Source organism: Nocardiopsis lambiniae, assembly GCF_031845465.1.
Taxonomy (GTDB): domain Bacteria; phylum Actinomycetota; class Actinomycetes; order Streptosporangiales; family Streptosporangiaceae; genus Nocardiopsis; species Nocardiopsis lambiniae.
Genome location: NZ_JAVREP010000009.1, coordinates 235,014 through 259,514, shown reverse-complemented (window position 1 = coordinate 259,514; position 24,501 = coordinate 235,014). Strand labels below are relative to the sequence as shown.

Genomic DNA, 24,501 nt, shown 5'->3' with positions numbered 1-24,501 from the left:
GAAACTCGGCTGAGACCGGGTCCCACGAGCGGTCACCCGGTGACCTCCGCCTCCAGGTCCTCGCTGGGCCAGGTGCCGGAACGCCCCAGGGGATGTTCCCTCGCCTCGTCGAGGCTCGCGGCGGCCCCTGAAGCTCCCGGCTGGAGATCGCGCCGAAGGAGGCGATGACGCGACCGTTCTCCCGATCGAGCACGACCGAGCGCACGGCGGTGCGCCGAGGTCCGTCGACGCGCACGGCGTAGACCACGTCGACGCGCCGCCCGTGGCGCAGCCCGTCGTAGCGCAGGAACCGTCGGCAACCGTGACGCCAGGTGTCCATGGGTTCGGTGTCGAGCAGGAGCGGTGCGTTGGTACGCCACATGTCGCTGCGGCGGAGCCTGCGCAGGACGGAGCGTTCGGAGACCTCGCGCAGCTCGCAGGGTTCACGGTGGCGCAGGCGCCGGGCCATCTCGCGCGGCTCGGGGCTGAGCAGGGCCAGCAGGAGCAGCTCGACGCCCAGGACGGCGACGTGCGCCGGTCCGATGTCGAGGACGACCCGCCAGGCGTTCGGTTCCACCCCCAGGGTGGACAGCGCCGCGACGGACAGCAGTCCGGCCCTGGCGAGGGTGCGCCACCCGATCGGCGCGCGACTGAGTCCGCCGAAGCAGCCGCAACCCGCTTCCGGGTCGCGACGGCGGACCAGCAGCAGGACGACGATGGACGCGGCGAACACCAGGGCGGTGAGCAGTCGGGCCGCGTCGCCGAGCGCCCCGGAGAGCAGGATCAGGCCGGCGGCCAGGGCCGTCTCCGCCAGCCCCGTGCCGAGCGCGGACGTGCGGCGCAGTCGTTCGGGGACCAGGACCGACAACCCCGAGGACGCGTCGCGGGAGGTGAACTTGGCGAGGGCGCCGAACAGGAGCAGCACCGCCAAGAGCGGCAGCTGGACCTCGCGGAGCGCTTCAAGGATCTCCGACGGCATGTCACACCTCTCCGTTGTGGACCGTCACGGTCGCGTTGAAGCAGCCGTCCTCCAGCCGCCCGCCGAGGGCGACGAAGGAGGTCATGGTGAGGGAGGCCAGGCGCCCGGCCCCCTGGCCGCCGCAGCTCGGGCACAGGTCGCACATCCAGCCGTCCGCGGCGGCGCAGTCGACGACGGACAGGACCGCGGACCTGTGCACGCAGTCGTTGCGCAGGCTCAGTGTGGCACCGGTGGACAGCAGCGGCAGGGGCACGCAGGAGGTGCGCCGGTCGCAGTCGCGGGAGTGGCCGGCCCGGTCGAGCGCGGGGTAGGCCAGCCCTTCGATGTGGGCGCGCGGGTCCAGGTGGGCGGCGCGCCCCGAGGCGGGGTCGTACCAGGTGGCGATGCCGCTCAGGGTGGCGGAGCGCCGTGTCGCGGGCGGGCGTCGCGGGGTGGCGGAGCGCGGGTAGGGCGGCTGGGTGGTGGCCGGGCGCACCGCCCACACCGCGCCCTCGCGCCAGATGCCGACGGCGTCGAACAGGTACCCGGGTTCCAGGCGCGGATGGCGCACGGTGATGCGGCCCGAGGTCCGGTAGGGGATGACGACGGTGAGCCGGGGACGACCGTGACCGGGGTCGACCTCCAGGGTGTCGTCGTCGCGGGCGGTGATGACCCCGGTGGCGCGGGCGGCCTGCGCCCAGACGCGTTCGGCCACCAGGCGTCCATCGTGGGAGCAGAGCACCACGACGTCATCGCCGGTGCGCAGTTCGCCGACCGGGACCTCGCCTCCGCGCCAGAACGAGGTGGCGCGTTCGTAGAGGAAACGCTCCTCCCCGCGCGGTGTGGCCACGCAGAGCATGTAGGAGGTGACGTCGACGACGACACCGCGGGCGACCCGACCGTTGAGCGGTGTGGGCGCGGGTGTGCTCTCGGGACCCAACAGCGCGGCGGTGAACCGCGCGCGATCGCGTTCTTTGTCAGTGATCAGTGACATGTCGCTCGCGTCCCCCTGTCGCCCGACTCGTCCTCTGTGCCCATTCTCCCGATCGCGGGCCCGACCTGCGGACCACACGCCGAAGCTCGGCGGTTCATGTGGATGGCATGTCCCGAATATTGCCAAGCGCGACAAAGCAGGCGCTCTGTGCGACCACAGAAGAACTCCAGGTCAACCGCCCCGGGATCGACACGTCATGCGATCTTCCGAGTACGTCCTGTGTCCACACGGTTGCCGATAGACCCCAGAAAATCACGAAAGAGTACGAAAGGCGGACAAGGGCCTCCGCACCCTCGCCACCGTCGCCGTTCCCCTGCTCCTGGTCCTGGTCGGGGCGCCCTCCCCGGCCGACGCCACCGAGTCCCTCCCCGTCGCCGGAGCCGCGGACCGACCGGTCGAGGTGACCACCGAACGGCCCGCCCTCGGCGACACCCTCGCCTTCCCGGGCCCGTGGTGGCGGCAGCGGCCCGCCGCCGGGCGCGGCGGGGAGGACGGGAGCCTCCACGCCGCGCCGTTTGTCGGCGCGTGGGCCGTAGGTTCCCGGGAGTTTGCGTGCGCTGTGTGAGAGTTGAGGCCACAGGCCTTTCCAGGGCGCACACGGTGAAGGGCGGTGAACGCGTGTGGCCGGCACCAAGCAGACACCCCGGTACGACGAGTTCAGCCGCTACGTCGCCGAACGCGGACCCGCACTGCTGCGCATGGCCAGGTCCATCACCGGCAGCCACAACGACGCCGAGGACCTGCTCCAGGCCGCGCTGGTCAAGACGTTCCTGTCATGGGACCGCATCGTCGACCCGCGCGCCCGCGACGGGTACGTGCGCCGGGCCATGGTCAACGCCCGGATCTCCGAATGGCGTCGCAACCATTTGGACGTGTACCCCACCGACGAGATCCCCGAGCAGCGGGTCGACGACCCCACCTGGCGCAGCGACCTCGCGGACGTGGTGCGCCGATCCATCGACAAACTGCCCGACCGCCAGCGCACGACGGTGATCCTGCGCTACTACGAGGACCTCACCGAGGCCCAGATCGCCGAACGGATGGGCGTCACCCTCGGCACGGTCAAGAGCACGCTCTCCCGGGCCGTCGACCGATTGCGCCGGGACGCCGACCTCATCATCGAGCGCACCACCGGCTGATCGTGAGGATGTGCGGTGGCTTCTCCGACGGGTCTGACCCACCGGCTGACCGACACCGACAGGTCGTCCTCGATGGGATTCGTCGGCCCGCACGGGGAAGCCACCGCACGTCCGGGGTGAAACGGATGGATCACCCGATGGTGGGCCGGATGGAGAAGGATTTCGAGACGTTGGACATACCGGGAGGCCCGGGGCAGCGGATCATCACCTACGACGCCGGGCCGGGAAGCCCGTCCGAGCCGGCGTTGTGGACGCTGTGCGCAGCCGCGGACCCACCCGCGACGAGCCGCCGGCTCCGTCTCGCGGGAGCCTGAGGACCACCCCGGGAACCGATCGGCGGGATTCGTTTTGCACAGCGGGCCCACGTGTCTGTACCCTTGGGGCAGCCAGGAGGATTCGCCTAGTCAGGTCTATGGCGCCGCACTGCTAATGCGGTTTGGGTTTACGCCCATCCGGGGTTCAAATCCCCGATCCTCCGCGCTCCGACCTGGGGTTTTCCACATGCTGGAAGACCCCAGGTCTTTTTATGCGGTGTTCAGCACGCACGTCGGCCCCGCTCGGCGCCACCGCCGAGGCACCGGCCCGTCGTCTCGGCGGCCTCACGCTCCATAGCCGGCAGCACACTTCCCAGAATCGGGACAGCCACTCGGCAAGAGGTTCCGGCTTACCTCGATGATCTGGTCACTCACCCGCACCAGCCGCCAGCGCGCAGATCAGAACCGCTCCCGTGCGGGTCATGCAGCGCGCGAGTGCAGGCCGATCCCGTCAAGGCGCCGCTTTCAGAACCCCACCCCCTGGAATCAGAACACGTTCTGAACTATCCTTTCGGTATGCCCGTCACCGACCCGGACACCGTTTCCTTCTCCGACCTTTCCCGCCACCCCAAGGACGTGGCGGCGCGGGCCGCACGGCTCGGCCGGGTCCGCGTCACCCACCGCGACTCGGCGGACTTCTACCTCACCTCCGCTGACAAGGCCGACAGCCGCGACCAGTCGCTGACGACTGCCTCTCGGCTCTTCCTCGCCCTCATGCGGCAGGACCCCACAGCCCGCACCCTGCTCCTGGCCATGTCCGAGGTCTTCCCCTGGGTCCGCCATCTCACCGAGGAGGAGGTCCGCGAGTTCACCGTCGAACTCGTCGGGGCCCTGTCCGACGCCGCCGAACTCGGCACGGACGGCAACGCCGAAGAAGTCGTTGCCGGCTGGCGCGCCACCGCCCGCATCAAGGCCGACCCCGACGCCTACCGAGAGGCGAAGCGTCCCACCGACGGAGACTTCGGCACCGTGGACGTCGTCGCGTGAGCCCCAAGCGTGGCGACCGCGTCACCGTTCCCGCCCCTGACGGTCTCTGGGAGATCCGCTTCGCGACCACCGACGCGGTACACGGCTGGGAAGAGTTGTGCCGTCTGGCCCTGGCCAACACCCGACGCTGCTTCGAGGACCTACGCACCGGACCCCGCTCACGTGCCCGTCCAGACCGGCAGCACCGCCTCCGCGGCGACCTCGGAACTCACCGCCACAACGGTGCCGATCTCGAACAGTGGGAGTATGAGGTCACCAGCGGCGGCCGCGTCCGCTACGCCATTGACGACGACGCCCGCACCCTCTGGCTCGTCTACGCCTCACCCCGCCACCCCAAGGACACCGACCGATGACGCCGGTTCGCCCGGGCCGTGATGCTCTGGTGCCGGGTTTTCTCGGTCGTTAACTCCTCTGCGACGGGCTTCTTGCTGTCCCCGAGGGGTTTCGGGAGGCCGGTACGGGGCTGTGAACTGCACCTTCAGGATGAAAAAGGCTCAGTATGCCTGCTCGACACCGTACACGTCACGACCGAATCTCTTCATCAGTTCGAGTGTGATCGGAGCCATCGTGGTGGTGAGCAGGCTTCGGTCGGTGGCGAGCCGGTCCCGCAAGTAGGAGAGGGCGGTGCTCTTGTCTATGCCGTCGATGCCTTCTACAGCTATTCGCATGGAATCCGTCCTTCTCTCCTCAGGTTTCGCTGTTGAATTTACTCAGTGATCGATGAGGCGTCTCTGCCGTTGGTAGTGGCAGCGGCGGGCCGGGGCCTGGTGGCGGCGTCTCCACCACGACCAACGAACCCGATGCGAACAGGCATGATCGGGCCGGTGGTAGTGGGCGTGCAGACGGCGGATCTCGTTGACGGTCAATCCGATCAGCTCGCCCGGATCATCACCGTCCGGCCCCTCACGCGGCAATCGTCCCCAATGGTCGGCCCCTGTCGGGCGGAATCGTCGCTCCCGCCGACCGGAGCACCTCGGCCGGTTGGTGGATCGGCGGTCAGGAAGGCCCGGTGTGTCTTGTTCCAGGTGTGATGAAGACCCCGAACCCGGTACCCATCGCGGCACCGGGCGAGTAAGCAGCAGCGGCCCGCTCAGGCTCGCCCGTCCGGGCCGCTGACTGCGTGTGACCGACCATCAGAGACGGCAGAGGTGCCGGTCCCGGTGGCTCGCAACGCTCCAGGAGCGACCCGGGGCCCGTCCGGGACCCGAAGGACTCCGTGGCGGACCGGTTCGGGATTTCGAGCGCGGTGACTCCGTGGTCGATCAGGATCGCCGAGCGGTGATGTTGAACATCCAGCTGATGCCGAAGCGGTCCACGAGCGCGCCGGCCTCGTCACCCCACGCCTGCTTCTCCAGAGGCATCGTCACGGTGCCGCCGACGGACAGCTTCTCGAAGTGGACGCGGAGTTCGTCGTCACCGCCGAGGTAGACCGCGACGTTGTCGCCCGGGTGGTGGGGCACCCCCTCCGGGACGTCCCAGGCCATCAGCGTGCAGCCGTCCGGGGTGTCGAGCCGGGCGTGCATGAGCTTGTCGGCGTCGGGCGAGTCCGGTGAGCCGAAATCCGAGACCGTGCCCATCTCCAGCTCGCCGCCGAAGACCTCCCGGTAGAACTCCATCGCCTGCCGCGCGTTCCCTTTGTAACCGATGTAAGGGTTGAGTCGAGACCCCATCCGATGCTCCTTCGTGTGCGTGGATCGCGAACGGCCGGGACCGTGGCGGCCGGAATCGACGGTGGTCCGAACCCGGCGGCGCTCGACCGCCGGGGTTCGACCCCCGCGGGAACCGTCCGCGCGTCCGGACCGTGGGGAGTGACCGCTCGGGTGTACGAGGGCCACTCCGTTGAGCCTCCCAAAAAATCACGACATCCTCTGTCATGTATTCCTGTAAAGTTCTCGCATGCGCGCGGACCGATTGGTATCGCTGGTCCTGCTGCTGCGCCGGCACGGCCGGCTGTCCGCGGCCACGCTGTCCCGCGAGCTGGAGGTGTCCACCCGCACCGTGCTGCGCGACATCGAGGCGCTGTCCGCGGCCGGCGTCCCGGTCTACGCCGAACGCGGTCGGCACGGCGGTTTCGCGTTGTCGCCCGGCTTCCGGGCCGAACTCACCGGACTGAACCACGACGAGGCCCTCGCCCTCCTGGTCGCCGGATCCCGACGCGGCGCCCAGGCGTTCGGTCTCGGCTCCGCGCTCGCCTCGGCCATGCTCAAGGTGGTCGACGCGCTGCCCGAAAGCCATCGGGACGCCGCGGCAGACGTGGCCGAGCGCCTGCTCATCGACCCGGAGACCGACCTCCTCTCCCGTCGACCGGCCGTCGAGGAGGTGTCCGACGCCATCGTGGCCGAGATCCGGCGCGCGGTGTTCGCCGGACACAGGCTGCGCATCCACTACGCGGCCGTGGACCAGACCCCGAAGTGGCGCACGGTGGACCCGATCGGGCTGGTCACCGTACGCGACCGGGGCTACCTGCTGGCCACGAGGTCGGGCGCGGACCGCACCTACCGACTGTCCCGGGTGCTGGCCGCCGAGGAACTCACCGAACCCGCGCAGCGACCGGACCGGGTCGATCTGGACCGGGCCTGGCAGGAACGCGGCGCACGGTTCCGGACCGGCGGTGACCAGGTCACCGTGCTGGTGCGGGTGGACCCGGCACGGCGGGAGGAGTTGGTGGACACCGCGCTGGCCGTCCTCGCCGAAGAGGCCGACGAGGAGGGTCGGCTGCGACTGGAGGTGACCTTCCAGGATCCGAGGCACGCCGAATGGGCGCTGTGGCGGCTCGCCACGGACGCGGAGGCCCTGGCCCCGCAGTGGTTGCGCGCCTCCCTGCGCGATCGCGCCGCCGCGATCGCCACCCGCTACGGAGCGTCATCGTGAGGGTCGTCGCCTTCCGCGGGCCGCTCGTGGGCGTGATGTACGCCGACCACGCAGGTGGAGTCGGACCACACGCCGGTGCGTCGACGGACGATCTCGTGAAGCACGTCGTGCGTTCGGTCGAGCGCCGCCCGACGGGTGCCCCACGCCCACCCGGGTAGCGCGTCGAGCGGACGTGACCGCCGTCGAGCCCGATGTCCGCCGCCCCCGAGTACGGGTGGGACGGATGCCGCCCGCCACGGCGGTACGCCGTTGCCCGACAGCGGGGAAACGCACCTCGGAGCCGGCGATCCACCGCCGCTCCGGTGAGCCTTCGGGAAAGGTGGCGGCCCGGACCGGGCAGAGGAATCCGGGGCGAGGGCCGGGCGGTGCCCGGGGTGGACAGGGGGAGCACATGAGCGATTATTGATAATGGTTTTCATTTTCGCAAGGCGACGACTCCATCGAACCGGGAGGTGACGGACGCAGGCCGGCCCGCTGTTCCGCGGACCGTCCCCGAGCCCGCCTTGCCTTTCACCGAGGAGCGAGGACACCCGTGACCGATGGTCGGCCCACCCCAACGCTGGTCGTGTCCGGTATCCACGAGGAGGCGCGGAGCCGCGTGGTCCGCGATCTGGCGAAGGCCGCGCCCGAGGCGACGGTCCTGCGCTTCGATCCCGCCCGGGTCCCACGCGGCGGGGAGGGCGCGCCTCTGATCGTGGAGGCCCCGGGAGGCATGGACCCGGCGATAGTGGCCGAATCACTGACGTTCCCGGCCGGCGGGGGTCCCGGCGTCGCTCTGGTCGGGGTGATCACGGCCGTCGACGCGCACCGGTGCGTATCGGATCTGGTGAGCGGCGAGATGGCGTACTCGCGCGGTCTGCGCCCGCATGCGGACGACCCTCGCACGACGGCCGAGGTCCTTCTGCGTCACGTCGACTACGCCGACCACATCGCCTTGGTCGGAGCCGGACAGAAGGGCGTCCAGGTGCGGCTGTGCCGGTCCCTCCTCGCCCACCTCAACCCCTCGGCCGTTTGTGGACCGAGCCCGCCCCGCGCGAACTGGCCCCCCTCTTCTCCGGACGTTTCGACGAGGTCGGCGCCGCCACCCGGCTGTCGCCCGTGTTCCCTCCCGTCCCCCCTCTGACCGGGGAGGACATGGTGGAGACCGTGGTGTGGCGTCGGTTCCGCCCGCTGCACCCCGAACGCTTCTACGAGGCACTGGACGAGATGACCGGTGCGAGCCTGCGCAGCCGGGGCCGCCTGTGGCTGGCGAGCAGACCCGGCACGATGCTGTCCTGGGAGGCGGTCGGCCTCTCACTCTCCTTCGAACCCAGCGGCCCCTGGCCGGCCGCTCTGCCTGCGCCGGAACGCTCCCTGGCCGCCGGACTCCGCGGCCCGGGCGACATGTTCGACTGGCACCCGCGCACGGGGGACCGCTGCCGGCACCTCGCGTTCACCGGTCTGGGCGTGAACGTGCCACGGCTGCTCTCCCTACTGGACTCCTGCCTGCTGAGCGAGGAGGAGTCGATCGCGTGGGAGCGCCACGGTCCACTGTGCGAAGACCCCTTCGCCCCCTGTTGGAGAGCGAGGAGGGGCGCGAGCGATAGGGGGTGTTCCGCGGACGCCCACCCCGGCGGGCGGCGTCCGCGGAACGCACCCGGGTTCGCGAACACGACGGGCGACCCCGGTGTCCCGGGCCCTGAATCCAGCCGTGGCCGAGTCATGGCACGGCCGGCCCGGACCGGCGTCGTCAGGCGCGGGAGGCGGTGATACGTCGGTGCCGCTCGCCACCGCTCCGCAGGGCCCGCCCGTGGTCGGCCTGGTCGCGCACCGTCCGCAGGTCGCTCACCGAGAAGCACCGGCGCAGCCACCGGTCGGTGCCGTCGTATCGCGGCTCGAACGAGGTCCGGCCGTGAACGGCCACCCGGTTGTCGACGATCATCAACTGCCCGGGACGCAGGACCGCACCGACGACGTTCTCCAAGAACAGTTCGCGCAGCCGGTCGAGGGCGTTCTGGGCCTCCCCGTCGAGCCCCACCATGCCGTGGAAGTCAACGGTGAGGTGAGGGTCGTCGATGGGGCCGGTGAGCACGGCGAGCGGTCTGCTCCAGATGTCCTCCCTCCCTCCGGTGAACGAAGTCGAGAAAGCGATCTGAAAGCGGTCCCGGCGCAGGACGGCGACGACGTCGGCCGGGATGGACGGCAGCACACGGCGGATCCCGCACGCGAGGGTCGCGGCGACGGCGTCGTGGTCACCGCGCACGCAGATCAACGACAGGTAGTGGGGAGGACGGTCGAGGAACCCGTCCTCGGTGTGCAATTCGAGCAGCACCGAGCCGGAATTCTCCTGTCGCCTCTCCTGCCCGACCCGGGGGAACACGTCCTGGACGAGACGGCCCTCCTTCTCGTCGCGGTAACCGATCACCGACCCGAGGACGCTCATCACCATCATCTGGGCGAACGTGGTCACCGGGACCAGGGACCAGTGCGGGTCCGGCCCGTCCCCCGCCGGGGTCGGCACGTTCGTCTCGACGGGAATCCCGTCGATGACGAGAGCACCGTCCGGATTGCCGTGGTCTCGGAAGCGGCGCAGTTCGGTCTGCAACCGCGAGGGCAGGCGGCCGGCGACCGTTTCGACGTCGTAGAGCAGGGCCTCCTCATGGAGGTGTCGGTGTCGGTGTCGACCGAAGAGTTCGAGGGCGGCGGCGACGATGGCCGCGGTCTCGTGTTCGGTGAGTTCGATGATGTCCTGCGGGGGCCGGTAGTCCACGGCGGACGGGGTTTCGGTGGTCATCGTGGTCATTCGTGATCCTCAGGAGAACTGGAGCAGGGGTCGGGGGACGGTCGCGCGGACGGTGCTCGCCAGACCGAGTGCCCGCGCGAACCTCAGGTACCGAACAGGCCGAACGACGGTGTCGCGGACCCGTTCGCGCAGAGGCCGGGTGATGGCGTGGACATCGACGCCGACCCTGGGGGGGATCGGCCGACCGGCCGCGATACGGACCGCCATGTGGCAGGCCAGGGATCCGAACTGCCAGGCGGCCTCGGGCAGTTGGGGGACGCCGTAGTCGGGATCGTGCAGGTTGTCGGCGAGTTCGGCGAGCATCTCCGACGGCATGGCCCGCATCGGCGCGATGCGCACGATGGACTCCCATACCGACAGCCGATCCAGGTCGTCCGAGGTGATCGCCCCGCCGAAGACGCGTCTCTCACGGCGGTAGTCGATGTGTTCGGCGCACAGCATCCCTGCCAGGTCCCAGCCTGTGACGAGCGGCCTCCGATGCGCCAGCGCCGCCTCGTGCAGGGAGAGCTTGGCCCGCAGACCGGACATCGTCGTCACATCGACACCGTCGATGATGAGATCCGCGTCGGCGACGAACGCGTCGGCGTTGTCGGCGGTGATGCCGTCGACGGTCACCGAGACCCGGGCGTGCGGGTTGATCTCCCCGATGACCCGGGCGGCGACGGCGGCCTTGTTCTCTCCGATGTCGCGTACCCACGCCCTTTGTCGGTTGAGGTTGTTGAGCTCGTAGGTCCCGGAGTCGACCAGGTGCAGGTTCTCGAAACCGATCCTGGCCAGCGGCTCGATCGCGGCGCCACCGATCGACCCGCACCCCGCCACCAGCACACGGGTGCGGCGAACGGCCCGCTGCGCCTCGACCGACACCAGGCCCCGGTTACGGGCCACCAGGTGCCGGTAGAAGTCGTCGGCCGAGAGTGCGCGGGCCTCGGCCTCGGTGGTCACGTCACGCATCGGCATGTCCTTTCGTTCGCAGGAGATCGCGCACCGACCCCGTGCGTCCCATCGCCAGGAAGTTCTCCAAGCGGTGGAGCAGCGGGCCTTGCCTCGGGTGCGGGACGGCGTGGAAAGGCACCGCGGAGACGCCCCGTCGCCACATCGGGCCGTACAACCCCGACAGGTTCTCGGCCCGGGCCTCGGCCACGATCGTGCGCACGTCGTAGTCCAGAAGGGAGAGCATGGCCGGACTGCCGTCCGGGGCGCCGTCGCCGATCATGGCCGCGAGCTCACCGCCTTCTCGAAGACCGGTGACGGCGCGGGTGAGCGCGAGCAGCGCCCACCATGGGGCGTTGCGCGCCAGTTGGCCGTGCCCCATTCCCACGCGCCGGACGAGCCGTTTGGCCTCCCACAAGCGTCGACGTTCGGTCCCGGGGGCGAGGTCGACGTCCACGCGCACGGCATAGTCGGCTTCGAGCCCGAACCGTTCGGGCTGCGACAGTCCGACGTATCCGACCAGTGTCCCGTCAGAGCGGTCGACGACCAGCGTGTGCAGGTCCCGCCGCGGGTCGTGGGCGGGCCGGTCGATGTACCGTCCGCCGGCGGCGGCCCGAGCCGGGTCCATCCAGCCGAGGCGCAGGTACTGGGAGAACCGGAACGCTCCCAGCGCCAGTCGATAACGAGTCGGCAGATGGTCTCCGCGCACCGTCATCGTCAGGCTGCCGTCGAGCCCGACGCCGAGGTAGACCGGCTCCCCCATGAGTGACCGCTCGACGCGGGCGAAGTTCACGTCGGTGCCGGCGGCGGCCACACGTTCGAGTGTGGAGAACGTCATCGCCGCTCGTCCCCGACGCACAGGACATCGGTGATCGTCATGGCCAGGGCCTCCGGGGAGCCCTCGTAGATCCGCGGGCCGAAGCTGTCCCGCAGGATCCGCTCCATGTCGTCGTCCCGCTGGAACGCCTGGGCTCCGATGAGCGACATCGCGATGTTGGCGTTGTCGACCGCGGCCCGGTCCGCGACCATCTTCGCGATGGCGGGCTCGTAGGTCGGGACCGGCAGCGTCGTGTCGACGGTGCGGGCGGCGTTGACCCACAGCGCCCGCGCCGACTCGACGGCCGCGGCCATGTCGGCGATCTTCCGCGCCGTCATCTGGTGCCGGAACAGTGTTCCACCGCCCTGCCGGCGTTCGGTCACCCATTCCAGCGCCCGTTCGAGCGAGTGGCGCGCCAAACCGGTCGCGATCGCCGCACAGGTGACCCGACAGATATTGCCCTGCGTGGTGTTGAGGTCCCATCCGCCGAGCACGTCGCCGATGACGTTCTCCACCGGCACGGAGACATCGTTGAAGATCAGTTCTCCGGCCGGAGCCGTGCGGTAACCGAACTTGTCGTGGGTGACGCCTCGCCGGACCCCGTCCCACTCCAGGTCGACGATGAAGCACGTGAGGCCGGTCGATCCCGGGTGTCCGGCGACGTTGGCCATCACCGTGGCGTAGCGGGCGACCGGCGCGTTGGTGATGTACTTCTTCTTCCCCGACAGCACGTAATGGTCACCGCGCAGGGTCGCCGTCGTCATGTCGGTGGCGTACGGCGCGTTCTGTGCCAGTACCAGGTCGGTGCCGTTGAGTTCTTCGGCCACGGCGTTGCACCCCAGCAACGGCGCGTCTCCCAGGAACGGCATGAGGTACTCGGCGATGAGCCGCTCATCGCCCGCGAGCACGATCGGCGTCTGGAACAGACCCGTCGCGCCGAGGATGAGCGCGAAACCGGGGTCGGCCGCCGCGAACTCCTCAAGGACGCGTCCGAGGCCTTCGGCACCCAGACCGAGACCGCCCATCTCCTCGGGCAGGCCCATCCGCAGGCCCCCGAGGTCCCGCGCCTCGCCGACGAGATCCCAGTCGACGGTGCCGATCGGCGCGCGATCGCGCTCACCGGCGGTCGGGGCGACGCGCTCACGCGCGAACTCACCGAGTCGCCGGACCGAGTCGCGGTGTCCCTTGGGGAGCGTGTGCAGGTCGTCGAGGTCGGGGCGGATAGAGATCGTCATGGTGGGTCTCCTCGGGTGGCTTGTCCGGGTCACAGGTGGGTGAGTGCGTGGGCGACGCCGATGGCGGCGAAGATCGGGCCGCGCGCGGCGATCCGGGATGTGGTGAGGGCCCGCAGCACGGTGAGTCGGCCATCGGCCAAGGCGAGGAGATCCTCTCCGGAGAGCTCGACGGTGATGTCCGGAACCGGCCACGCGGAGTCGTCGGGATCGGCGACTTCGTGGTTACCGACCGGTATGGTCGGGTTCGCTTCGGTGACGGAGCGTGCGGTGCCGTCCGCGGCGATCAGCAGCGTCCGGGCACCACCGTCGAGAACGATCCGGGTGGTGACACCTACTGACCGGTAGGAATCAGTGGCGGCCGGAATGTCGGGGAGGCGTAGGACGCGCTCGGCAGCGGTCGTTACAGGCGAAGTCAAAGTGAACTCCCGTTCGGTCGAAAACTCCATGCCCAGTCATATTTACGCACTTGAGATAGGACATTCAACCGTGTATATGTCGAACGGGAGCCCTAGTGTCATTGGCGACATCATGGGGCAAGAGGGACATTCTCAGGGGGGAGCGCTTTGGTCGACGGCGAACACGAGGACTGGAGCAGCGGAGAAGAGTGGCGGTCACTGCACGGCCTGCTCACATTGATGTCGAAGAAGTGGGCGGTCGCCGTGCTGCTGACGTTACGGCCGGGGCCGATGAGGTTCGGGCGGCTGCAACGTGAGATCGGATGCGGCCACGTCAAGACGATGGCGATGACCCTGCGCTCACTTGAGAACGCCGGGCTCATCGATCGACGGGTCGTCGACACCCGGCCACCCGGAGTGCGCTACGAGATCACCTCCTTGGGCCGTTCACTGATCGACTCCCTCGACCCGGTGCGCAAATGGTCGGTCGACAACGACTTCGACCCCCTGCAACTGACCAGGTGACCGGAGAACGACGGAGGCGGGTGGTGGGCGGGGGGCCCCCCCCCCCCCCCCCCCCCGCCCCGGGGTCACGGTGCCCGGTCAGGCGTTCGCTCGGGAGATGCGGCTCAGGGCGATCGCGGTGACACCGGTCAGCAGTGAGACCACGGCCAGGACCCAGAACCCGGCGTGGGTTCCGGCCGCGGCGGCCTCCGCCGCGACGTCTCCGGTACCGACACGGGCGGCGATCACGGCCGTGGAGATCGGAGCGACGATCGCCAGGCCGACGCCGGCGCCGGCCTCGTTGAAGGTGTTGAGCAACCCCGATCCGACCCCGGCGTGGGTCTCGGGGATCGGAGCCGAGCCGAAGGTGTACAGCGGCACGAACATCGTCGGCAGGCCGAGGCCGAACACCGCCAGCGCGGCGATCACCACGGTGGCGTCGCCGATCCCCGAGGCGGTCGCGATGACGATCACCGCGATCGAGGCCAGCTGCACGAGGACGCCGAGCAGATAGATCCGGGCCATCCCGATCCTCCCCGCGAGACCGGGGATCGCGAACGCCGAGATGAGCGATCCCAAGCAGAGCGGCAGCAGGGCGAGACCGGTCTCCAAGGGGGTCATGGCGTGGGCGTTCTGGAGGTGGTTGCTCGCCAGGTACAGGGCTCCGAGCATGAGGGTGGCCGCCAGCACGAGCCCGAACCCGGCCCACGCGTAGGCACGGTCGCGCAGGAGGAACACCGGAAGCAGCGGGTCGGCGACACGGTTCTGATGCCGCACGAGCAGGGTGATGAGCACGACGGAGACGACGAGCGCGAACCACGGCCACGGTTCGCCGAGTCCCTCTTGGAGCTGGATGAAACCGAAGCACAGCAGCCCGATGCCGAGGGTGGCGACGAGCGCGGTCGGAACGCGCATCTTCGTGCCGTCGGCGCCCCGCATAGGGGCGAGCAGCGCGAGCGCGGCGACGAGGACGCCGAGGAGGATGGGGATGTTGATGAGGAACGCCCACCGCCAGGACAGGGATTCGACGATGAGTCCGCCCAGGATGACGCCGACCGTCGCACCGATGACCCCCAGGCCGCTCCACACGGTCAGAGCCGTATTGAGCTGGGAGGGGAACCGGCCGTAGGTGGCCACGATGATCGACAGCGCCGAGGCCGACAACACCGCGGCGCCGACGCCCTGGCCGAGGCGTGCGGCGACGAGGGTCGCCTCGTTCCCGGCGACACCGCAGGCCAGGGAGGCGACGCCGAACACGACGAGACCGACGAGAAAGGCGTTGCGCCGGCCGATGGTGTCCGCCAGACGGCCGCCGAACAACAGCAGCGCGCCATAGGTGAGGACGTAGCCGCTGATCGTCCATTGCAGGGAGACGGCGTCGGCCTGTAGATCGCGGCCGATCGACGGCAGCGCGACGTTGACGATGGTCGAGTCGAGCATGATGAGCATCTGCGCGATGCCCGCGATCGCCAGGGCCGACCATGGCGCCTTCGTCGGCGGTGATGCGGGCGGGGAGGTCGTCGTGACCTCCGGATGCGTCTTCTCCGTCATCGGTGCGGACCTTTCCGGTCTGGATTGGGGCGTCCTGAAATAATGTATGCCCGAGCATGTTTTTGCGTTTGATAGAGTACATGCCAGCGCATACAGTGCAAGCCCCGGAGGCGGATCTCAGTGAAAGGAACGGCCGTGACCTCACACGATGACCGCGACACCGAATCGGTTATCGGTAACGCCGTGGCGGCCGGGCGCGCCTTGGACGCCTGGCTCGGTGTCGCCCGCCCCATCGAGGCGGCCACCGCCGATATCGAGACCGCTCTGGGCGACCGGCACTCCATCTGCCTGAGCGCGTACGAGATCATGACCCACCTGGCAGGCAATCGCGGCTGGACCCCGTTGTCGCAGGTCTGCAAGGCGATCGACCGCTCCCAGCCGCGCATCTCCCGGCTCGTCACCCAGATGCAGAACGAGGGCCTCGTCGACCGCGGCCGTGTCGACGGCGACGGTCGCGCCTTCCAACTGAAACTCACCCGCAAGGGTCGCCGCGTCCACTTCGCCGCCTCTTCGACCCTCGTCGAGGTCTTCGAGCGGATCCACCGCGAGGATCCGGTGGTCGCACGACTCCTCGCCGCCCGCACCACCGTCTGACCCGGGGCGCTTCCGCGCACGGGAAAAGGACCCCATCCGGAAGAACGGGTGGGGTCCTTTTCTCGTGCGCGCGGCCGTGACTCACACGGCGGCGAGCACCGCCGCGCCGACGAAGACGACCTGCATGGCCGTGCGGGCCGGCAGCGGGGTCGCCGGTTTTCCCGCCAGGGACACACCCCGGCGGGCCGCCGAGACGTTGGCCGGGAACATGGCGAGCAGCAGCAGCGCGAGACCGATCGCCGCGAACCGGGCGGTGGGCGGGAACAGCAGGGCGGCGGCTCCGACCAGCTCCAGGGCACCGGTGACGGTGACCAGCAAGGACGGATACGGAAGCGTCGGCGGGATCATGGCGACGAAATCGCGGTGCCACGAGGGCAGGAAGTGCACCACCCCCGTCAGGACGAACATGAGGGCCAGGCCGCCGCGCAACGCGGTCCGCCAGTCCAGCGCCTCCACTCCGGCCAGGCCGAGCAGCCACAGGAACGCGGTACCACCTGTCAAGGCGATGAGGGGAGCCATGTGCGGCCTCCAATCTTTTCAATGACAAGATTGCTGCCACACTTGAATCTTGTCAATGGAAAGATATGGTGGATCCGCTAACGCGACCTTCGGAACGGGGAGGTGGGAAGGATCGCCCAGCGGACCTACCATCACGGTGACCTGCGGCGCACCATCATCGACGCCGCCTTGGCGGCGACCGGGGAAGTCGGCCCGACCGGGTGGAGCCTGCGCGAGCTGGCCCGCCGTGCGGGTGTCTCGCACGCCGCCCCCGCTCATCACTTCGGCGACAAGACGGGACTGCTGACGGCCGTGGCCGCCGAGGGCTTCGCGCTGTTCGCGGACACCCTGGAGGCGGCGGCCGGGGAACCGGCGGAGGTCGGCCTGGCCTACATCCGCTTCGCCATCGACCACCGTTCCCACTTCGAGGTGATGTTCCGCCCCGAGCTCTACCGAACGGACGACGAGGGCATGCGGCCGGCCCGCGAACGCGCCGCCGCCGCGCTCGCCGCCAGTGCCGGAGCACTGTCGCCCGACCCCGAACGGGTCCGGGCGACCACGATCGCCGCGTGGTCGTTCGCGCACGGCTTCGCCGAACTCTGGCTGAGCGGCTCCCTTCCGGAGAGCGCGGACGGGGACCCCGAGTCCCTCGCGCGTTCGGTGATCGGGGTCCTCTTCGACAGGGACGGGGAAGCGGACCGATAAGGGGCCACGCGGTGCCGAACCGGCCGAGGGAACGGCCGAAGGACCGGCCGAGGGTGGCACCACCGGGACGACGAGAACGCCGGCGACGGACGTGCGACCGGGGTCGGCGACGGTTCGGTGACGCCGATCGGGCCGCACCGGATCCGCACGAAAAGGCACGACGATGACCGTTGGCCCGGTCAACCGAAAACGGGGAGTCGTGATACGAGGGTTCGATCATCCGCGAGGGAGTACGCCGTGGGACTCGCTTTCCGCGTTTTCTAGAATGGGCGGCGGCGCGGTGACGGCCCGACCGCCCCGCATCCCCTTCCCGGGTCCGGAGGGACCCCCCCTTGCCCCAGCCCACGGCCGTTCCCGTCATGGCTTCCGAGAGCTGTGAGAAATGGCGTCTCCGCAGTTCGATCACTCTTCATCACCTCATCGGCGCGGCGGCGAGCACTGCGGCCCTCCCCTTCCTGGCGAAGTTCCACCCGAGCGTCCCGGCAACCCGGGCCCTGTTCGGTGCGGGAACGCCGGGGCCGGAGGTCGTGGCATCCGCGGAATACCCGAGTGGGCTCCTCGCGGGCGGACCGCTGGTCCTCCAAGCCCTGCTGTTCCTCCGTCTCGTGTCCTCGTTCCTTCGACCGCGGGACCTGCCCGAGGGCGGGACCACTGCGTGGGTGGGGGCGGCGATGGCCCGAGTGCGGGCCGGGGACGCGATGAGGGGGTCCGGCCGATGAGCGGCGCTCCGTCCCGGCTCCTGCCCGGGCACCTGATGCCGCTCGCGGTGCAGTGGTTCGCCCAGGACCACCCGCGCTCGTACGGGGCGATCATCGGAACCGTCACGGGGCTGGTGACGGTTTTGTTGACCGTGCCGATATCGACCGAGGATCGATTCGGGCTGCCCGACGCGGTGCCGTGGCTGGTCGGTGCCCTCTGCGCGGTGTCGTCCGTGGTGATCGGGGTCTGGAGCACGGAATCGGACGTGCGGCGGGCGACCTTCGACGGGGACCGCGAGCGGTTCCGGGAGGCTCAGCGCCTGGTCCGCCTGGGCCGCCTCGGAGGCGACGCGGAGGTCGATCGGGCGGCGGCGCGGTACGCGCGATCGGTCATGGACGCACCGGTGGGGCACCCCTGGCAGGGCGTGCTCTGTGGCTTCGCCGTACCGCTCTTCACCCTTCTGGGTGTGGCCCGGATCGGCGAGGGGTCGTTCGGGTTCGCCACCACCTACCTGACCTCCGCCGCCGTGTGCGCGTCGTACCTGGTCGTGGCGTTTCCGCTGATCGCGCACCGCAGGAGGCGGGCCCGCGCCCTGCTCTTCCTTTTCTCGTCGAGCCCTTGAACCTCCAGGAGGACCGTTGACCCCCGCTCCCTCTCCTCCCGCACCGGACCGGGTGGCCTCGGCACGGCGCAGGCGGATGCTCGTCCTGTGGATCTGCTCGGGCGGGTTCGGCCTCGCCATGGGCGTGACGTTCGCGGTGACCATGGTCTTCCTCGGATCCGGCTCCCTGACGGGTGAGGGTGTGCCCCTGGTGTGGGTGGTGGTCTTCCTGCTGACGGGGCTTTTCTCCGGGGTGGGGTTCGGCCTGTTCATGTGGCACGCCATGGGCGGTCAGGCCGGGTTCCCGCCACCGGGCGCGACCATGGCGACACGGCGGGCCGCCGCACGGGCGGTGAGGCGACATCGGCCCACCGGGGACACACCGGCGGACGGAACCGCCCGGGTCGCCGCGGAGAACGTTCTCAGGCGGTCGCCCTGGCTCACCCTGCGTCTTCCCCTCATCGTCTTCCTCATCGGCTTCGGCATGAACGCGTGGTCGATCCTCGCCCGGTTCCCCTGGCCGGAGGGAATCCTCGCGGTCCCGTGGGGCAACCTCCTCGGATTCGTGCTCTTCACTTCCATGCTGACCGTGGCCCTGCCGCTGACGGCTCGGGGCAGGAAGGACGCGCGCCTCTTCCTCGACGCTCTGGGCGAGGCGGAACGGGAGCGGCCGGCCCCCGGGACGGGTCGGTAGCGGGCCGGTCCACGACGGGGCCCGACCGGGACACGGGGCGCTCGTACCAGCCGGGTCCGGGGGTCCTCCGGCCGGGTTTGAGACGGTGTCCCAAGGCCGCCGTGTCCGTACGGCTCGCGGACCGGGCGAGGGGATTCGATGAGGACGTCAGGCGCACAGCGGGGATTGATCGCGGTCACACAGGTGCTCGCGCTCGCCGTGTGGTTCTCGGTGTCGGCGGTCGTGCCGAGCGTGCAGCACGATCTGGGGATCTCCAGTACGGCGTCGGTGTGGCTGACCGGGTCGGTACAGCTCGGCTTCGTGACGGGGGCACTCGCCTCGACGGCGCTGAACCTGGCCGACCGCATGCCGTTGCACCTGCTGCTCGGCACCAGCGCGGCCCTGGCGGCGGCCGGCACGTCCGTGGTGGCGCTCTTCGCCCAGGACCTGCCGTCCATGATCGCGCTGCGGTTCCTCACCGGCGTGTTCCTGGCGGGCGTGTACCCCACGGGCATGAAGCTGATGGCCTCCTGGGCCGGTTCCTCCAGCCGGGGCCTGTCCATGGGTCTGCTCATCGGTGCCCTGACCCTCGGTTCGGCACTACCGCACCTCATCGGCGGCCTCGCGGTGCTGCCATGGCGGGAGGTTCTCCAGGCCACCGCGGTCGTGGGCGGCGTGGGGGCGGTCATCGCGCTCACCGCCGTGCGCGCCGGCCCCCACTTCGCGAGCCGGGCGGTCGTCCTGCGCCCCCGCTACGCGTTGCGCATGCTGTCCGAACGGGAGACCCTGCTCGTGAACCTGGGCTACTTCGGGCACATGTGGGAGCTCTACGCGCTGTGGACGTGGATTCCCGTCTTCGTGCTCCACGCCCCGGCCTCCGCCTCGTTCGCCGGATACCAGCAGGTCATGGTGTTCGTGGCGATGGGGGTGTTCGGGTTCGCGGGGTGTCTGGTCGGCGGATGGGCGGCGGACCGCTACGGGCGGAGCCGGGCGGCCGTCACCGCGCTCGCCGTCAGCGGCGCCTGCTGTGTCCTGTCACCGTTGGCGTTCGGTTCACCCGCACCGGTGCTCGCGGTGTTCTGCGCCCTGTGGGGAGCATCGGTGATCGCCGACTCCGGCGTGTTCTCCACCGCGCTGTCCGAGGTCGCGGACCGGTCCATGGTCGGCACCGCGCTGAGTGCGCAGACCGCCATCGGCTTCGCGCTCACCGTGTTCAGCATCCAGCTGGTGCCGCTGGTCGCCGAAGCGACGGACTGGCGGTACGCCTTCCTGGCGCTCGTTCCGGGACCGATCATCGGCGCGATCGCGATGGCCCGGTTCCGAGGGGGGTCCACCTCGGTCGCAGAACCGTCCGGTCCGTGACGCGGACGGCGATCTCGTCATGCGGGCCCTACGGTGAGGTCTTCACGGTCTCCCGGAGAAGGAATCGGGCGCGTGCCCTTCTGAGAGGCCTCAAGGGTCCGGTGCGGGTCCCGGATCTCGGATGCGAATTCGACCATCCCCTGGTGAGGGTGTGACTCCCGAGAGAACACCGGGGCGGGTTCGACGGGGTTCATCCACAGGAACCGGTGGCGTCTTCCGGTGAACGGACGGCACTGGTTCCATGAAAGGGATCTCCGGGAAAGAGGTGGGACCGTGACGGGAACCGACACCCGAGCCCCCCGATCGGCCGTGCCCGACCGGTCCCCACCGGGTCGGTCCCCGCTGGCGGAGGTGAGCGACCCCGACACACGCGGACCCGTGCGCTACCTGTGGTGGTTGACCAGGGCGCAACCCGGGCGGGTGGCACTGGGGTCCTTCTGGGGCGTCGTGTGGACGTTCAGCCTGTTGGCACCGCCCTCTCTGATCTCCCGGGCCGTGGACGAGGGGCTGCGGGCCGGCGACCGGGCGGCGCTGCTGTGGTGGACCGGCGCCTTCGCCGGAGTCCTGGTCGTCACCGCGATCGCCTCGATCATGCGGCACCGCACCATGACGATGGTCCGGACGCACGCCTCCCTGCACACCACGCGGGCGTTGGCCCGGCACGCGGCCCGGGTGGGCGCGCCGTTGTCGCGGAGGACCTCCTCCGGTGACCTGTCGGTGGCGCAGTCGTTGGACGCGGGCCGGATCGGACAGATCCTCACCCTGTTCGGGCCGGGCGTCGGCAGCGTCGTGGCCTGCGTGGTCGTACCGGTCATCCTGTGGGGCTTCTCGCCACTGGTGGCACTGGTGGTGATCGTCGGGTTGCCGCTCACGGCGGCGGTGCTGGCGCCGTTCCTGGGACGGATGCACACGCGGCAGAACGAGCACCGGGACCGGGAGGGCGCGCTCACCACTCTGGCCGGGGACATCGTGGGCGGGCTGCGGGTGCTGTGCGGGATCGGCGGGAAGGAACGGTTCGCCCGGCGGTACCGGGAGGGGTCCGGGGAACTGGTGGTCACCGGGTACCGGCTGGGATCGTCGACGAGCTGGTTCGAGGAGATCAGCGGATGCGCTCCGGTGGTGTTCACGGCCGTGATCACCTGGGTCGCCGCCCGGCTGGCGGTGGCCGGGGAGATCACCGTGGGCGAGACCGTCGCGGTGTACGGGTACGCGGCGGTGCTGATCGTTCCCGTGTTCTCCCTGGTGGAGACGGCCACGGACGCCAGTCGGGGCCAGGTGTCGCTGACACGGGTGCTGCGGCTGCTGCGGGTGGAGCCGGAAAGGTTCGGCGACGGCTCGGCTCCGGCGCCGGAGGGCCCCGGCGAGCTGGTCGACCCGGAGTCGGGGGTGCGGGTGCCGGTGGGGTCGATGGTCGCGCTGGTGAGCGCCGATCCGGCAGTGGCGGCCGAGGTGGCGGATCGGCTGGGCGGCTACGTCGACTCGTCGGTGACCTGGGGCGGGGTGCCCCTGCGCGACGTGGACCGGGCCGTGGTGCGTCGACGGATCCTGGTGTCCGACAACGACGCCCACCTGTTCGCCGGGTCGCTGCGCGAGGTCGTCGACGCGCACGGCGACCGGGAGGAGGCCGAGATAGGTACGGCGTTGGGCACGGCGGCGGTGACGGACGTGGTGGAGTCGCTGCCGAACGGGCTCGACTCTCCGGTGGAGGCGCAGGGGCGCGATCTGTCGGGCGGGCAACGACAACGGGTACGGCTGGCCCGCGCGGTGCTGGCCGATCCGGAGGTGCTGATCCTGGTGGAGCCGACGTCGGCGGTGGACGCGCACACCGAGGCCACCATCGCCGGTCGGCTCTGGGCGGAACGCCGGGGTGCCACCACGGTGATCGTCGGCACCTCGCCGTTGCTGGCGGACCGCGCCGATCGGGTGCTCCTCCTGGTCGAAGGTCGGGTGGCGGCGGAGGGTTCGCACGGGGAACTGGTCGCGGACCGCGCCGACTACCGGGCGTTGGTGCTGCGGGGGTGCGGACGAGGAGGACACCCGATGACGGCGGCGTTGCCGGTGGCCTCGCGCGAGGTCGTGCGGGATGAGCTGCGTCGGCTGATGGAGGCCGAGCGCGGTCCGTTGCTGCGCATGGTGCTCGTCACCTGCGCCGCCGCCGGGATCGGGTTGGCGGGCCCGTACCTGGTGGGGCGGATCGTCGACCTCCTGGAGGCGGGCACCGCGACGGTGTCGGCGGTGGACGGGTTGGCGGCGGTGGCCGTGGTGTGCGCGATGGCGCACCTGGTGCTCAACCGGTACGCGAAGCTGAGCGCCTTCCGGTTCGGGGAGCGGGCGCTGGCCGGGCTCCGCGAGGACTTCGTGGACCGGGTGCTGGCACTGCCCGCCCGGGTGGTGGAGCGGTCCGGCACCGGAGACCTCACGACACGGGTGACGGCGGACGTCGCCGCCGTGGGGACGACACTGCGGACGGCGGTGCCCGACATCGTCCCGGCGTCGCTGCGGATTCTTTTCCTGCTCGCCGGGGTGTTCTGGCTCAGCCCGCTGATGGGGGCGGCGGTGCTCATCGGGGTGCCACCGACCTGGCTCGCGGTGCGCTGGTACCTGCGCCGGTCCCGGGACGCCTATCTGGCGGAGGGCGCGGCCGGTTCGACGGCGGTCGAGGGGGTCACGGAGACCGTGCGTGGCGCACGCACGGTGGAGGCGTTCGCTCTGGGCGGCCGGCGGATCGCGCGGGCCGACCGGGACGCGGTGGAGGTGTACCGGGCCCGGCGGCGCACGCTGCGCCTGAGATCGGTGCTGTACCCGGTCACCGATCTGGCGTTCTCCGTACCCGCGGTGGTCGCCCTCCTGGTGGGCGGGCTGCTGTACCTGGACGGCCGGGTGGCGCTCGGTGTGGTGGTCACCTGCTGCCTGTACATGCTCCGGGTGCAGGACGCCGCCGGCTGGATCATGATCTGGATCGAGCAGCTCCAGCGCAGTGGGGCGTCGTTCGCCCGGGTGTTCGGAGTGGGCGAGGTCGCCGGGGAGCCACGGCCGGAGGGCCCGACGCCGGTGGACGACCGGATCGAGGTCCGCGACGTCCACCACGCCTACGCGGACGGCCGGGACGTGCTGCGCGGGATCGATCTGACGGTGCGTCCGGGTGAGCGGTGGGCGATCGTGGGGCCCTCCGGGGCGGGCAAGACCACCCTGGGCCGGTTGTTGGCGGGGTCGGACGCACCGCGTTCGGGCCGGGTGCTGGTGGGCGGGGTCCCCGTCGCCGACCTGGGACCACGGGAGTCGCGCGAGCGGATCGTGTTGGTGAGCCAGGAGCACCACGTGTTCGCGGGAACGCTGCGGGAGAACCTGGCGATCGCGGCCGAGGAGGCCGACGACGCGACCCTGGCGGCGGCGTTGACGGTGGTGGACCCCGATTGGGCGGTGGCGCTGCCCGGGGGTCTGGACACCCCGCTGGGTCCGGGCGGGGTGGCTCTGGACCCGGCCCGGGCGCAGCGGGTGGCGCTGGCGCGGGTGGTGCTGGCCGATCCGCGCACGGTGATCCTGGACGAGGCGACCTCGCTGCTGGATCCGACGACGGCCCGGCACGCGGAACGCTCGCTGGCGGCGGTGCTGGAGGGGCGGACGGTGATCGCGATCGCTCACCGGTTGCACACCGCGCACGACGCCGACCGGATCGCGGTGGTGGAGGACGGCCGGATCACCGAACAGGGGTCCCACGCCGCGCTCGTCGACGCGGGCGGCCCCTACGCGGCGTTGTGGCGGTCCTGGCACGGCGTCTGAACGGAGAGAGGCGGAAGCCCGGAGGGGACCGGCCCTCCGCCTCCCGTGTCCCCGATCTCTCAGGGCGGAACACCCGATGTGCGCAGGCTTCACGGCAAGGGTGCGGCGCTGATCAGCGCCGACGGGTGAAGAA

Annotated in this window: 25 protein-coding genes and 1 tRNA gene; 14 read left to right on the top strand and 12 right to left on the bottom strand. The window is 70.4% G+C overall.

Features of this window, described 5'->3' with window-relative positions:
* On the bottom strand, window positions 1-958 hold a 958-nt coding region (locus RM479_RS15865), incomplete at its 3' end, for a MauE/DoxX family redox-associated membrane protein (RefSeq protein ID WP_311512490.1).
* Window position 959: 1 nt separating this feature from the next.
* Window positions 960-1,931: a hypothetical protein gene (locus tag RM479_RS15860; RefSeq protein WP_311512489.1), complete on the bottom strand. Its 972-nt coding sequence runs from the start codon at window positions 1,929-1,931 to the stop codon at window positions 960-962.
* Window positions 1,932-2,551: 620 nt separating this feature from the next.
* On the opposite strand from RM479_RS15860, the gene RM479_RS15855 reads away from it, so the two are divergent.
* From RM479_RS15855 to RM479_RS15840, 5 genes are all read left to right on the top strand, one after another.
* Entirely contained in the window at window positions 2,552-3,070 is a 519-nt protein-coding gene (locus RM479_RS15855; protein ID WP_311512488.1) for a SigE family RNA polymerase sigma factor, read from the top strand.
* 8 nt (window positions 3,071-3,078) lie between these two features.
* Complete coding sequence (locus tag RM479_RS27605; RefSeq protein WP_397222292.1) at window positions 3,079-3,384, top strand: MmyB family transcriptional regulator; 306 nt, start codon at window positions 3,079-3,081, stop codon at window positions 3,382-3,384.
* Window positions 3,385-3,459: 75 nt separating this feature from the next.
* A tRNA-Ser gene (locus RM479_RS15850) sits at window positions 3,460-3,548 on the top strand.
* Between the two features lie 352 nt (window positions 3,549-3,900).
* A complete protein-coding gene (locus RM479_RS15845) occupies window positions 3,901-4,371 on the top strand; it encodes a hypothetical protein (RefSeq protein ID WP_311512487.1) in 471 nt (156 codons plus the stop codon).
* On the top strand, window positions 4,368-4,724 hold the full coding sequence (locus tag RM479_RS15840) for a hypothetical protein (RefSeq protein WP_311512486.1): 357 nt from the start codon (window positions 4,368-4,370) through the stop codon (window positions 4,722-4,724). The genes RM479_RS15845 and RM479_RS15840 overlap by 4 nt, the downstream gene beginning before the upstream one ends.
* A gap of 141 nt (window positions 4,725-4,865) precedes the next feature.
* Here RM479_RS15840 and RM479_RS15835 read toward each other — a convergent pair whose 3' ends face one another.
* Entirely contained in the window at window positions 4,866-5,039 is a 174-nt protein-coding gene (locus tag RM479_RS15835) for a hypothetical protein (protein WP_311512485.1), read from the bottom strand.
* Window positions 5,040-5,633: 594 nt separating this feature from the next.
* Window positions 5,634-6,041: a VOC family protein gene (locus RM479_RS15830; RefSeq protein ID WP_274811706.1), complete on the bottom strand. Its 408-nt coding sequence runs from the start codon at window positions 6,039-6,041 to the stop codon at window positions 5,634-5,636.
* Between the two features lie 226 nt (window positions 6,042-6,267).
* On the opposite strand from RM479_RS15830, the gene RM479_RS15825 reads away from it, so the two are divergent.
* Complete coding sequence (locus RM479_RS15825; RefSeq protein ID WP_311512484.1) at window positions 6,268-7,242, top strand: helix-turn-helix transcriptional regulator; 975 nt, start codon at window positions 6,268-6,270, stop codon at window positions 7,240-7,242.
* A gap of 736 nt (window positions 7,243-7,978) precedes the next feature.
* On the opposite strand, the gene RM479_RS15820 is transcribed toward RM479_RS15825, so the two are convergent.
* Window positions 7,979-8,110 (bottom strand): hypothetical protein, encoded by a 132-nt coding sequence (locus RM479_RS15820; protein WP_311512483.1) that lies wholly within the window; start codon window positions 8,108-8,110, stop codon window positions 7,979-7,981.
* Between the two features lie 143 nt (window positions 8,111-8,253).
* Here RM479_RS15820 and RM479_RS15815 point away from each other — a divergent pair, with 143 nt between their 5' ends.
* On the top strand, window positions 8,254-8,991 hold the full coding sequence (locus tag RM479_RS15815) for a CobW C-terminal domain-containing protein (protein ID WP_311512482.1): 738 nt from the start codon (window positions 8,254-8,256) through the stop codon (window positions 8,989-8,991).
* Here the strand turns inward: RM479_RS15815 and RM479_RS15810 are convergent.
* From RM479_RS15810 to RM479_RS15790, 5 genes are read right to left on the bottom strand one after another with little or no spacing between them, the layout of a single operon-like run.
* Window positions 8,972-10,024, bottom strand: a complete 1,053-nt coding sequence (locus RM479_RS15810) for a TauD/TfdA family dioxygenase (protein ID WP_311512481.1) — start codon at window positions 10,022-10,024, stop codon at window positions 8,972-8,974. The two genes, RM479_RS15815 and RM479_RS15810, sit on opposite strands and share 20 nt — an antisense overlap.
* Window positions 10,025-10,033: 9 nt before the next feature.
* A complete protein-coding gene (locus RM479_RS15805) occupies window positions 10,034-10,975 on the bottom strand; it encodes a HesA/MoeB/ThiF family protein (RefSeq protein WP_311512480.1) in 942 nt (313 codons plus the stop codon).
* Entirely contained in the window at window positions 10,968-11,792 is an 825-nt protein-coding gene (locus RM479_RS15800; protein WP_311512479.1) for a hypothetical protein, read from the bottom strand. The genes RM479_RS15805 and RM479_RS15800 overlap by 8 nt, the downstream gene beginning before the upstream one ends.
* Entirely contained in the window at window positions 11,789-13,006 is a 1,218-nt protein-coding gene (locus RM479_RS15795; protein ID WP_311512478.1) for an acyl-CoA dehydrogenase family protein, read from the bottom strand. The genes RM479_RS15800 and RM479_RS15795 overlap by 4 nt, the downstream gene beginning before the upstream one ends.
* Window positions 13,007-13,035: 29 nt before the next feature.
* On the bottom strand, window positions 13,036-13,452 hold the full coding sequence (locus RM479_RS15790) for a hypothetical protein (RefSeq protein WP_311512477.1): 417 nt from the start codon (window positions 13,450-13,452) through the stop codon (window positions 13,036-13,038).
* A gap of 117 nt (window positions 13,453-13,569) precedes the next feature.
* On the opposite strand from RM479_RS15790, the gene RM479_RS15785 reads away from it, so the two are divergent.
* Window positions 13,570-13,926 (top strand): winged helix-turn-helix transcriptional regulator, encoded by a 357-nt coding sequence (locus RM479_RS15785; protein ID WP_311512476.1) that lies wholly within the window; start codon window positions 13,570-13,572, stop codon window positions 13,924-13,926.
* Between the two features lie 78 nt (window positions 13,927-14,004).
* Here RM479_RS15785 and RM479_RS15780 read toward each other — a convergent pair whose 3' ends face one another.
* Window positions 14,005-15,456, bottom strand: a complete 1,452-nt coding sequence (locus RM479_RS15780; RefSeq protein WP_311512475.1) for an MFS transporter — start codon at window positions 15,454-15,456, stop codon at window positions 14,005-14,007.
* A gap of 135 nt (window positions 15,457-15,591) precedes the next feature.
* On the opposite strand from RM479_RS15780, the gene RM479_RS15775 reads away from it, so the two are divergent.
* Entirely contained in the window at window positions 15,592-16,050 is a 459-nt protein-coding gene (locus tag RM479_RS15775) for a MarR family winged helix-turn-helix transcriptional regulator (protein WP_311512474.1), read from the top strand.
* 81 nt (window positions 16,051-16,131) lie between these two features.
* On the opposite strand, the gene RM479_RS15770 is transcribed toward RM479_RS15775, so the two are convergent.
* Window positions 16,132-16,551 (bottom strand): DoxX family protein, encoded by a 420-nt coding sequence (locus RM479_RS15770; RefSeq protein ID WP_311512473.1) that lies wholly within the window; start codon window positions 16,549-16,551, stop codon window positions 16,132-16,134.
* A gap of 120 nt (window positions 16,552-16,671) precedes the next feature.
* Between RM479_RS15770 and RM479_RS15765 the strand changes: the two genes are divergently transcribed.
* The 5 genes from RM479_RS15765 to RM479_RS15745 all read left to right on the top strand — a co-directional run bounded on the left by RM479_RS15765 (window position 16,672) and on the right by RM479_RS15745 (window position 24,368).
* Window positions 16,672-17,253, top strand: coding sequence for a TetR/AcrR family transcriptional regulator (locus RM479_RS15765; RefSeq protein WP_311512472.1), 582 nt, complete (start codon window positions 16,672-16,674; stop codon window positions 17,251-17,253).
* Between the two features lie 715 nt (window positions 17,254-17,968).
* Window positions 17,969-18,574, top strand: coding sequence for a hypothetical protein (locus tag RM479_RS15760; RefSeq protein WP_311512471.1), 606 nt, complete (start codon window positions 17,969-17,971; stop codon window positions 18,572-18,574).
* Between the two features lie 16 nt (window positions 18,575-18,590).
* Window positions 18,591-19,247, top strand: coding sequence for a hypothetical protein (locus tag RM479_RS15755; protein ID WP_311512470.1), 657 nt, complete (start codon window positions 18,591-18,593; stop codon window positions 19,245-19,247).
* 138 nt (window positions 19,248-19,385) lie between these two features.
* Window positions 19,386-20,588 carry an MFS transporter gene (locus RM479_RS15750; RefSeq protein WP_311512469.1) on the top strand — a complete coding sequence of 401 codons (1,203 nt, stop codon included), beginning with the start codon at window positions 19,386-19,388 and terminating at the stop codon, window positions 20,586-20,588.
* 273 nt (window positions 20,589-20,861) lie between these two features.
* Window positions 20,862-24,368, top strand: a complete 3,507-nt coding sequence (locus RM479_RS15745; protein WP_311512468.1) for an ABC transporter ATP-binding protein — start codon at window positions 20,862-20,864, stop codon at window positions 24,366-24,368.
* Window positions 24,369-24,501: the final 133 nt, after the last annotated feature.